Source organism: Pseudomonas sp. TUM25319 (assembly GCF_056388475.1).
In genome coordinates this window covers 1,231,749-1,242,403 of the sequence record NZ_CM150751.1, presented here as the reverse complement: position 1 = coordinate 1,242,403, position 10,655 = coordinate 1,231,749, and the positions used below count along the sequence as shown (strand labels likewise).

Below are 10,655 nucleotides of genomic sequence, written 5' to 3'. Positions count from 1 at the left end.
GGGAGCAACTGTCTTTAAGGATTTTTTTCAAACGCCCCCTTCAGGCATGGCTTCGCCAGCGATACCGCATTGCGGTTTCGCTGGCGAAGCCCGCTTTTCAGTAAATCAGCCCTCGCTTGCTGTCAGGTTGCGGGTATCTGAGATTTCGGTTCTTTCCACTTCGTGCCGTCTCGCAGCATCGCGTTAAGACGTACCAGGATCTTGCGCATGCAGGCCACAATAACGACCTTGGCAAGTTTGCCTCGCGCTCGCAGAGCCTCATATTCGGCTTTGACTTCCGGATCGTGGCGAACCATTGACCAGGTCGACATATAGAGCACACGGCGCACTGCATAGCGCCCGCCTTCGATCGATCTGGGGCCGCTCTTCTTGCCGCTGTCGTTGTTGTAAGGGGCTAACCCTACCAGGGCCGCGATCTTGCGCCCTGTCACGGCTCCGAGCTCAGGCAGCGATGCCATGAGCGTGCCGCACGCAATGACTCCAATCCCTTTCACCGATCTCAACTGACTGGCTTTCTCCTGATTCAGGGCGTTCGAGGCCTTCTCAATCGCCTCATCCAGTGCTTTGATTTTCTGGTTCAGATAAGCGATGAGATCGGTGTAGGTGGATATAGCTATGGCCTGAGTGGTTTGTTGTATCCGGCGCTTGTTGCTGTCTCGATCCTTGACCAGATTGCCTCGCAGCTTGATCAACTCCCCCAGCTCATCCCGAGCCTGGTTAGGCTCAACCGGCGGCAAGTCCTCGATATCTCGGGCAAACTTCGCCAGCATCCGAGCGTCGATTTTGTCGGTCTTGGCAAGCTTGTTCATGGATCTGGCATAGTCACGAGCGCGCTTGGGATTGACGCGAACCACATTAAGACCGCTTAGCTGCAGGGCCTTGAGCAAAGCCCTCTCATAACCACCGGTGGCCTCAAGCAGTACTCGCTCGACTTCAAGCCCGTTCAGGCATGCAATCAGCTGAGCGAAGCCATCAGAGTCGTTACTGATCTGGAACTGCGGGTAATTCGCAGGAAGAAACCCCACATCCACAGTCGCTTTCGAAACATCGAGACCAACAAAGTAGGAAATCATCGCCAAGCCCTCTTACACTCAAGAAGTGAGAGCGCTCTGACCTATCCCTAGCTTGTGATTTCGAGTTTTGCCGCTCATCCAACTGTTCGGGCTTCTGGTCAGAGTGAGAGGTGGATGGCGACTTGGCTCCCACTCGTGCTTTAAGCACCGCTGGCATTCAGTCTGCCATCCACCGCTCTCACCCTTCTGAGTTTAAGAGGCCTTGAAGACACAAGCTGGCTTGCCAGCGATGACGATGCCGAACGCACTGACGCAATCGCTGGCAAGCCAGCGCCCACAAGGTCTCGCAAAATCCAAAGGATTGAACATGCCAAAACCCGCAGCCCGGTTCTACGTCATCGCCCTCGCGTCGGCGCTGCTGCTCAGCGCCTGCTCGTCGCTGGACCCCAAGCCCTCCACCGAGGAGGAAAACCGCCAACGCATCCTCGCCGACCAGAGCCGCATGTACGGCGAGCAGGAACCGGTCACCGCGCCCATCACCTTCTACGAGGCCGCCGCACGGGCACTGAAGTACAACCTCGACTACCGCCTCAAACTGATGGAAAGCGCCCTGGCCTCCGACCTGCGCGACGTCTCCAGCCACGAGATGCTGCCGCGCCTGGTGGCCTCCGCCGGCTACGCCGGGCGCAACAACGATTCCGGCGGCACCTCCATCGGCATCGAAGACCGCCAGGTCAGCTTGCGGCCCTCCACCTCCGAAGAGCGCTATCGCGAACTCTACGGCCTGGGCCTGAGCTGGAGCCTGCTGGACTTCGGCGTCGCCTATTACCGCACCCAACAGAAGTCCGACCAGATCCTCATGGCCGAGGAACGCCGCCGCAAGGTGGCGCAGAACGTCCTGCAGGACGTGCGCAACGCCTACTGGCGCGCCCTCGGTGCCCAGCGCCTGATGCCGGAAGTGGACAAGCTGCTGATGCGCACCCACCGCGCCCTGACCTCCGCCCGCGAAGCCGAGACCAAGGGCCTGCTGCCACGCCAGGAGATCCTCGCCTACCAGCGTGCCCTGCTCGACTCGGTGTACCTGCTCACCGTGCGCCGCCAGGACCTGGAGTTCGCCAACGCCGAACTGGCCGCGCTGATGTCGCTGCCGCCCGGCTCGAAGATGGTCCTGGCCGACACCGCCGAAACCCCACTGCCGGAACTGCGCCAGAGCATGGCCCAGCTCGAACAACTGTCGCTGCAGAACCGCCCGGAAATCATGGAGGAGTGGTACCGCAAGCGGGTCAACCAGAAAGACCTGGACATCGCCAAGGCGCAGTTGTGGCCGAACGTCAGCGTCGACTTCGGCTACAAGTACGACTCCAACAAATACCTCTACAACAACGACTGGATGGGCACCGGCCTGCAGGTGTCGATGAACCTGCTGCGCCTGCTGCAACTGCCGGCGATCAACAACGCCGCCAAGTCCCAGAGCGAGACCGACGACGCCCGCCGCGTCGCCCTGTCGATGGCGATCCTGACCCAGGTGCGGGTCGGCACCTTGCGCTACCAACTGGCGCGCCAGGAAGTGGCGTTCACCGACGACAGCCTGCGGGTCGATCGCAGCCTGCTCGACTACGCCACCGCCGCCAGGACCGGCGCCCTGGGCTCGGAGCTGGAAGTGATCCGCGCCGAAGGTCGCTACCTGCTGTCGCGCTACCAGCGCGAAGCGGCGTTCTCCAGCGCCCAGGCGGCCTGGGGCCGGCTGTACAACTCGGTGGGCCTGGACGTGCTGCCGGCCGAGATCGACAAGCACGACATCAAGACCCTCGCCCGGGAAATCCAGAACACCCTCAATGATCAGGAGCGCCAGCGCCTGCTCGTAAGCCAGCAAGGAATCCCGAATGCCCAAGCCGGTCGTTGATCCACGCAGTCTCGCCGTAGTGCTGGCCCTGGCCAGCCTCGGCGCCCAGGCCGACGAAACACCCGCCAGCACCGAACCGACCCTTCGCGTGCTGCTGGCGGCAGAACTGGAAACCACCCTCTCCAGCCAGATGAACGGCACCCTGGGTGACCTCAGTGCACGCTTCGGCGAACACGTCGGCAAGTCCGCCGTGCTCGCCCGCTTCAACTGCAACGAAGCCCAGGCCCGCAGCAAAGTGGCCGCCGCCGAACTGGCGATGGCCAGGCAGAACCTCGAAGCGAAAAAGCAGTTGCGCAAGCTCGAAGCCGTGGGCGACATCGAGGTTTCCATGGCCAACACCGAAGTGCTCAAGGCCGACGGCGCCCGCGCCATGGGCGAGGCCCAGAGCGGCTATTGCCAGGTGCTGGCGCCGTTTTCCGGGCACGTGGCCAAGGTCTACGTCAAACCCTTCCAGACCGTCAGCGCCGGCACGCCGCTGTTCGACCTGGTGGGCGACGGCGCGCTGAAAGTGCGCCTCAACGTGCCGTCCAGCCAGTTGAAAGACCTCAAGCCCGGCCTGCCGCTGCAGGTGACCATCCACGAAACCGGCAAGACCTACCCGGCCAAGGTCAGCGTCATCAATGCCCGCGTCGATGCCGTGGCCCAGACCGTGGAACTGGAAGCCCGGCTGGACGATAAATTCCCCGACCTGATAGCCGGCATGAGCGGCACCGCGCGGTTCAGCCATGACAATGAATGAGCCGTTGCCCCACCCGCACCTGCTGCTGCAACTGGACACCCTGCGCGACAAGGCCCAGGCCGCCGATTCGCTGAACGCCCTGGCGTTCGGCATGGCCAACGACCTTTACCCGATCCTGCCGTTTCACCAGGCGCTGGTGTTCGCCAGCCACGACAAGGCGCTGGAACTGCTCAGCGTCTCGGGCCTGGCCCGCCCTACTGAAGACTCGCCCTACCTGGTATGGCTGGAGCGCGCCGGCCGCTGGGTCGCCGGGCAAGTGCCCGATGCCGAACCGGTGTGGCTCACCGCCGACAGCGCCAACCCGCCCGAAGACATCGCCGAAGGCTGGAGCGAATGGTGGCCGGCGGGTGTCTGGTGCATCCCGTTGCACGACCGCGAACCGCGCCGTCTCGGCCTGCTCCTGCTGCTGCTCGACGAGCCGCCGCCACCGGTGCTGCGCCAGCAGATCGGCGGGCTGGTGGGCACCTGGGCCTATTGCTGGAGCGCCCTGAGCCGGCGCCAGCGCCTCGGCCGCTGGCGGATCAATCGCAAGCGCCTGCTCGTTGGCGTGCTGGTGCTGCTCGGCGTGCTGCTGATCCCGGTGCGCCAGACCGCCCTGGCGCCGGCGCAGATCGTCTCGCGCCAGGCGCAGATCATCAGCTCGCCCATCGACGGTGTGATCGCCCGGATGCAGGTGCGCCCCAACCAGCCGGTGGAGGCCGGCACGCCGCTGTTCAGCCTCGACGAGACCACCCTGCGCAGCCGCGCCGACGTGCTCGGCAAGGAAGTCGCGGTGGCCGATGCCGAACTGCTGGCCGCCAGCCAGCGCGCTTTCGACAATCCACAGAGCAAGAACGAGCTGACCCTGCTCGAAGGCCGCGCTCAGCAGCGCCGCGCTGAACTGGCCGCGGTACAGGCGCAGCTGCGGCGCACCCAGGTGCTGGCGCCACGGGCCGGTGTCGCAGTGTTCAGCGACCCCAACGACTGGCTGGGCAAACCGGTGGTCACCGGCGAGCGCATCCTGCAGGTGGCCGACCCGGCGAAGCCGGCCATGCAGATCCAGTTGGCCGTGGCCGATGCCATCGCCCTGGAACCTGGCGCCGAGGTGACGCTGTTCCTCACCGCCTACCCGCTGAGCCCGCTCAAGGGCCGGATTCTGGAGACCAGCTACCAGGCCCGCCCGAGCGATGAAGGCGTGGTCGCCTACCGCCTGCTGGCGAGCATCGACGACCAGCCCGAACACGCCCGCCTCGGCCTGCACGGCACCGCCAAGCTCTACAGCGACCGCGTGCTGCTGGGCTACTACCTGCTGCGTCGGCCGTTGGCGACCCTGCGCGCCTGGAGCGGCTGGTAATGCTCGACCCCGCCGATCTGCCGCTGCCGCCCCTGCGCGAAGACCTGCGCCTGAGTGAAGCCGCCACCGGCACCAGCGGCGAGCCGGCCTGGGTGATCCAGGACACCGTACTCAACCGCTTCTACCGCGTCGGCTGGCTGGAATTCGAATGCCTGCTGCGCTGGGGCGGCACGCCGCGGCAGATCAGCCAGACGATTTCCGACCACACCGCCCTCAAGCCCGACGTGGAGCAGATCCTCGACTTCCGCCAGTTTCTCGACCAGCACCAGTTGCTGCGGCCCACCCCCGCGCAACTGGCGCGCCTGCAGGCCAAGAGCGAGGAGCGCACCTGGTCGAGCTGGCGCTGGTGGCTGCATCACTACCTGTTCTTCCGCATTCCGCTGCTGCGCCCGCAAGCCGGCCTGCAACGCCTGGCGAACGCTCTCGGCTGGCTGTTCCACCCGCTGACCGGGCTGCTGGTGATCGTCCTCAGCCTGCTCGGCATCATCCTGGTGATGCAGCAGTGGGACAGCTTCACCCATGCCGTGGTCGAGTCATTTTCCACCGAGGGCCTGTTCAGTTTCGCCCTGGCCCTGATCGTCGCCAAGACGCTGCACGAGCTCGGCCACGCCCTGGTCGCCACCCGCCTCGGCTTGCGGGTCGGGCACATGGGCATCGCCTTCGTGGTGCTATGGCCGATGCTCTACACCGACACCGGCGAGAGCTGGAAACTGCAACGCTCGCGCCAGCGCCTGGCGATCGCCTCGGCGGGGATCATCACCGAGCTGTCGCTGGCGGGCCTCGCCACCCTCGGCTGGGCCCTGTGCGACCCCGGCGCACTGCGCAATGCCCTGCTCTACCTCGCCACCACCAGCTGGCTGCTGTCACTGGCGCTGAACGCCAGCCCGTTCATGCGTTTCGACGGGTACTTCATCCTCAGCGACCTGCTGGATTTTCCCAACCTCCACGAACGCGCCTCGGCCCTGGCCCGGGTCGCCCTGCGGCGCAACCTGCTGGGCCTCGACGAGCCGTGGCCGGAGCCCTTTGCGCCCCGTCAGCGGCGCGCGTTGGTGGCCTTCGCCATCGTCACCTGGCTGTACCGGCTGGTGCTGTTTCTCGGCATTGCCGTGGCGGTGTACCTGTTCTTCTTCAAACTGCTGGGGATCGTTCTGTTCATGGTCGAACTGTCGTGGTTCATCGCCCTGCCGGTGATGCGCGAGCTGGGTCACTGGTGGCGTGAGCGCGCACGCATTCCACGTCTGCGCAAAGTGCTGTTCAACGGCCTGCTGCTGGCGATGCTGGCCGGGCTGGCGATCCCCTGGCACAGCCAGATCGACGCCGTGGGCGTGGCCCGTGCCGAACACCAGTGGCGGGTCTATGCGCCATACCCGGCACGGCTGCAATCGGTGCACGGTAGCACCACGGTCGAGGCCGGGCAGGTGCTGGTCACCCTCGACGAACCCGACCTCGCCTCACGCATTACCAGCAGCGAAGCCAACGCCCGCAGTTACGAGGCGCGGCTGTCCGGGTTGCTGGCCGATCCGTCGGGGCTGGCCGAAGATGCCGCCACCCGTCAGCGCCTTAATGTGCAGCTCGAAGAGACCCGCGCCACCCGCACAGAGATCGCCCGGCTGAACCTGCAGGCGCCGTTCGCCGGTACCTGGCTCGACCTCAATCCTGACTGGAAGCCCGGCCAGTGGGTCAACCGCCAGGAACCGCTGGGCATCCTCATCGACCCTCGGCACTGGCAGATCGATGCTTATGTCGCGCAAGACCAGGTGCACCGCATCGCCGTGGGCGACCCGGTGCGTTTCTACCCTGAGGGCCAGACCGCGCCGGTCAGCGGGCGCGTCCTGGCCATCGGCAGTACCCGCACCGGGCAACTGGCACACCGCATGTTGTCGGCCCACTACGGCGGACCGGTGCAGGTCACGGCGCAAGAGCAGATGGTGCCCAGCAGCGCGCTGTTCCAGGTGCTGGTGGGGCTGGATGCGCCGCTGGCCGAGGTTCGGGAGACACGGGGACGGTTGAAGATCGAGGGCGAGCGGCGCAGCGTGCTAGGGGATTTCGGGCGCTGGGTGGCGGGGGTCGGGTTGCGGGAGAGTGGGTTTTAGGTAGGGGCCCGGGTGCATGGCTGTGGCTTTTTCAGCGCCCTTCAGATCGAGCGCCGCCCACGCGGCGCATCGCCGGCAACGCCGGCTCCCACAGGTTGCTGCAGGGTTGATCGCCTTGTGTGTAAGACACGATACCGAGTCGAGCCAGACAGCGTCCCCGCAATAGATCGCCAAGCACCAAAGACTGGCAACTCGAATCTCACAGGCCATGGCGCGTTGCAACGAATGTGGGAGCCGGCGTTGCCGGCGATGCGCCGCGCGGGCGGCGCTCGATCTCAAGAACGCTGAAGCCCTCCAGCCATGCACCACCAAACACACCCAATCCCCACCGATGGTGTCGCATAAAGCAACCAAACTTCCCCGATCTCCGACTTTCTTGTAGGCAATTTCCCAAGCATACTCCCGCACCCTGCCAGCTTGTTGCGCTCATCGGAAACGCTGTCTAGCCTCCCCGGGTCGTTGCCAAATCAACGACCGGATTAGCAGTCCGAACAGATGATATAGGCGCAAAAGCAGCTTTATGGCGGCTGTGCGCGTGGGCACCTTCGGGTGCGCCGGATTCCTATATCTCCGGTCTGCTAACTCGCGTACAGTCGCCACCCTTCGTCTAGCAGCGGATGGTGGTGACTCCAATGATCGATATAGGAGTTACACCATGAAAAAGCTCGTCCCAGACCCCCGCCCATCCTCTGCATCAAACCCGGCCTCACCCACGACCAGGCCCTGCGCCGTGCCGCCGAACATCTCGACAGCGCTCTGAATTTCGCCCTGCAGATCCCTGACCAGCCAATGCCCAAACACCAGACTCAGCTCAGTGACACGCAGATCCATCTGCGGCTGAGCAAGGCCTTCCTCAAGGCCGCCATGGTCGGCGGCACCGTGCAGGTCGAACTCTGACCCCTCACTGCAGGGCCTGGCCTCGCAGTTTCAAACTGAGTGCCTGATAGCCCTCGGGATTCGCACAATCACTCGTCCTGTCACGGTTTGTCGAGCGGCTCAGGAACGAACCCTTGTTCTCTGAGCGCCTTGATGACTCCACGAATCAGATAGTTGCTGGAGAAACCAATCGTGTACTGCCTGGAGCCAGGATTGACGGGAATGAGCATGCCCTGATCCACCAGTTTCTTGATCTGATAAGTGCGCTGGCTTGCACTGAGCTTGGGAACCGCTAGGGCGATGTCACCCGATTTCACGACCTTCATTTTGATCGCGGTAGAGAGAATCTGCTCCTCCGCCTCGGTGATCAACTCTCGGTTACGGGCAAAGCTCACTGCGGGCGACAAGATATGTTTCGTGAGGTAGCTGTAGTGAGTGAGCCTGTCCACTTTTTCAAGCTCGTCCCGAATGCCCTCCAATACATAAACACACCACGCCTCAAGGCCCTCGGTGGTGCCGGTATCAGCCATTCCGAGCATGGTGTAGTACTTCTCACGGTCGTTACAGAACACCGCTGTCGGATTCAGTACCCTTCCGCCCATGTTGACGTTAAAGCCGTACTTCATCAGGAGAGCATAAGTCAGCAGGCGAACCACTCGCCCATTACCGTTGCCAAAAGGGTGGATCCAGCCAAAGCGATGGTGCGCCAGTGCAACCTTCATCAACGCGTATTTTGGCGAATCATCACGGTTGATGAAGGCCACCAGCTCTTGCATGTACTGAGGCACCAACAGTGCGTCAGGGGGAAGATGATCCGACTGAGAAATTCTGACCGGCCCTTCCCTATAGGCTCCTGGAGTTTTATCACCCTCACGCCGCAGGTCATGCACCGTCATGGCGTGCAATTCTCGAATCAAGTGCTCCGTCAGATTCTCACCGGGAGCCATCATCGCCTCGATGTATTCCATCGCCTTTTCGATGTTGGCAACCTCAAGCAGTTGGTCTGTGCTATCGGCTTTCCCTTCGACCTTGCTTTCAATGTAATCCGCAAGCGTCGTGTGATTACCCTCAATCCGGGCGGACCCCAAGCTCTCCAATACATGGAAAAGCGACTTGAGCTGGAAAAAAACCTGCGGCGGCGTATCTCCCTCCAGCCTCAGCCTGCGCAGGTATTCCAGCTCACTCAGTACGTCAACCAGAGGCGAGTCGAAGGAAGGATTGAGCAGTTGAAGGTCGCGATGGGAAAATGTGGCCATGCAAAAACATCTCGAAGTTGAAAAACGATATCTTGAAAATTGTCCTGTAAACACCAGTAATTTAGGGCACAACGCCAATCCGTGAGTTGAACACTATCTCAAAAACCGTAAATCCATAAGTGAAAGATCCTGAGACGCCAACCCGAATGAGGCAGCCTCGCTGATCTCTGCGGGCGCGGCACCGGGGGAGCAGTATTGAACAGCTCGCGGTGTCGCATAAAGCAACCAAACTTCCCCGATCTCCGACTTTCTTGTAGGCAATTTCCCAAGCATACTCCCGCACCCTGCCAGCTTGTTGCGCTCATCGGAAACGCTGTCTAGCCTCCCCGGGTCGTTGCCAAATCAACGACCGGATTAGCAGTCCGCTCCGGCTTGAGACCCATCAGCAACCTGTAATGGCGGCTGTACGTGTGGGCACCTTCGGGTGCGCCGGGTTTTCTCAAGTCTCCGGTCTGCTACCCGCGTACAGTCGCCTCCAATCGTGTAGCAGCGTCCTGGAGCGGCTCAACCTGACTTGAGATACGCCCATGAAAAAGCTCGTCCCCGATCCACCGCCCATCCTCTGCGTCAAACCCGGCCTCAGCCACGACCAGGCCCTGCGCCGAGCCGCCGAACATCTCGACAGCGCCCTGAATTTCGCCCTGCAGATTCCTGTCCAGCCAATGCCCAAACACCAGACTCACCTCAGTGACACGCAGATCCATCTGCGGCTGAGCAAGGCCTTCCTCAAGGCCGCCATCGTCGGCGGCACCGTGCAGGTCGAACTCTGATCCCTCACTGCGGGGCCTGGCCCCGCAGTTTTCCGTCTATATCTGACGAGCCTTCCCGCCCTTCCTCCAGACCATTACTTACAACATGTTCCGGCCCTGTCCGACGAAGCCGTGAACAATGCCCGACTGCTAGCAGGTAGCGACTCAGGGATTAATTACCGCTCCCCCATGCACTTCGGAACAACAGCCCAATGCGCCCTGCCACACCATTGCTGATAACCCTTGGCCTCGCCCTTTCAGGCTGCGGCACCCTCAATACCGTCGTGCGCGGCGACGACGTTACCGCCCGCAACCTCAAGCAATGGCGCACTCACTGCGCCTCAGTCCCGCGGATCTACAGCGGAGCGGTCTACAACTTCTGCATCCTCAATGGCGAGCCCAACGCCACCGTCAACGACCCGGTAGCGCCGGCCGCCATTCCCTTCGTCATCTGGGACATCGCACTGTCTGGAGCACTGGATACGGTGGCGTTGCCCTACACGATTTTTCGTCAGATAGAGGACGGAAACATCGAACTGGGACGGTAGGAGAACCTTCCATGGCGGCTGTACGTGTGGGCACCTTCGGGTGCGCCGGAGTTTGCTCGTTGGCCGGTCTGCTACCCGCGTACAGTCGCCTCCAATCGCGCTATCAGTTCATGACGTTTCGTAAGCGATCCATGAACCCCACCTA

At 62.7% G+C, this 10,655-nt stretch carries 8 protein-coding genes; 6 read left to right on the top strand and 2 right to left on the bottom strand.

Features of this window, described 5'->3' with window-relative positions:
- Positions 1–122: 122 nt before the first annotated feature.
- Positions 123–1,073, bottom strand: a complete 951-nt coding sequence (locus tag AC05QJ_RS05795; protein WP_476742461.1) for an IS110 family transposase — start codon at positions 1,071–1,073, stop codon at positions 123–125.
- A 307-nt stretch (positions 1,074–1,380) separates the two neighbouring features.
- On the opposite strand from AC05QJ_RS05795, the gene AC05QJ_RS05790 reads away from it, so the two are divergent.
- The 4 genes from AC05QJ_RS05790 to AC05QJ_RS05775 are packed head-to-tail and all read left to right on the top strand — an operon-like array spanning position 1,381 to position 7,081.
- Positions 1,381–2,916 carry a TolC family protein gene (locus tag AC05QJ_RS05790; protein WP_476746014.1) on the top strand — a complete coding sequence of 512 codons (1,536 nt, stop codon included), beginning with the start codon at positions 1,381–1,383 and terminating at the stop codon, positions 2,914–2,916.
- The gene (locus AC05QJ_RS05785) at positions 2,897–3,655 is read left to right on the top strand and encodes an efflux RND transporter periplasmic adaptor subunit (RefSeq protein WP_476746013.1); all 759 of its coding nucleotides are present in this window, start codon (positions 2,897–2,899) and stop codon (positions 3,653–3,655) included. Before AC05QJ_RS05790 ends, AC05QJ_RS05785 begins: the two co-directional genes overlap by 20 nt.
- Positions 3,642–4,988, top strand: coding sequence for an efflux RND transporter periplasmic adaptor subunit (locus tag AC05QJ_RS05780; protein ID WP_476746012.1), 1,347 nt, complete (start codon positions 3,642–3,644; stop codon positions 4,986–4,988). Before AC05QJ_RS05785 ends, AC05QJ_RS05780 begins: the two co-directional genes overlap by 14 nt.
- The gene (locus tag AC05QJ_RS05775; RefSeq protein ID WP_476746011.1) at positions 4,988–7,081 is read left to right on the top strand and encodes a site-2 protease family protein; all 2,094 of its coding nucleotides are present in this window, start codon (positions 4,988–4,990) and stop codon (positions 7,079–7,081) included. The genes AC05QJ_RS05780 and AC05QJ_RS05775 overlap by 1 nt, the downstream gene beginning before the upstream one ends.
- 977 nt (positions 7,082–8,058) lie before the next feature.
- On the opposite strand, the gene AC05QJ_RS05770 is transcribed toward AC05QJ_RS05775, so the two are convergent.
- Positions 8,059–9,213: a Fic family protein gene (locus tag AC05QJ_RS05770; protein WP_476746010.1), complete on the bottom strand. Its 1,155-nt coding sequence runs from the start codon at positions 9,211–9,213 to the stop codon at positions 8,059–8,061.
- A 527-nt stretch (positions 9,214–9,740) separates the two neighbouring features.
- Between AC05QJ_RS05770 and AC05QJ_RS05765 the strand changes: the two genes are divergently transcribed.
- Together AC05QJ_RS05765 and AC05QJ_RS05760 are read left to right on the top strand one after the other, a co-directional pair.
- A complete protein-coding gene (locus AC05QJ_RS05765) occupies positions 9,741–9,983 on the top strand; it encodes a hypothetical protein (protein WP_476746009.1) in 243 nt (80 codons plus the stop codon).
- 191 nt (positions 9,984–10,174) lie between these two features.
- A complete protein-coding gene (locus tag AC05QJ_RS05760; RefSeq protein ID WP_476746008.1) occupies positions 10,175–10,510 on the top strand; it encodes a YceK/YidQ family lipoprotein in 336 nt (111 codons plus the stop codon).
- The last annotated feature ends 145 nt before the right edge of the window (positions 10,511–10,655 follow it).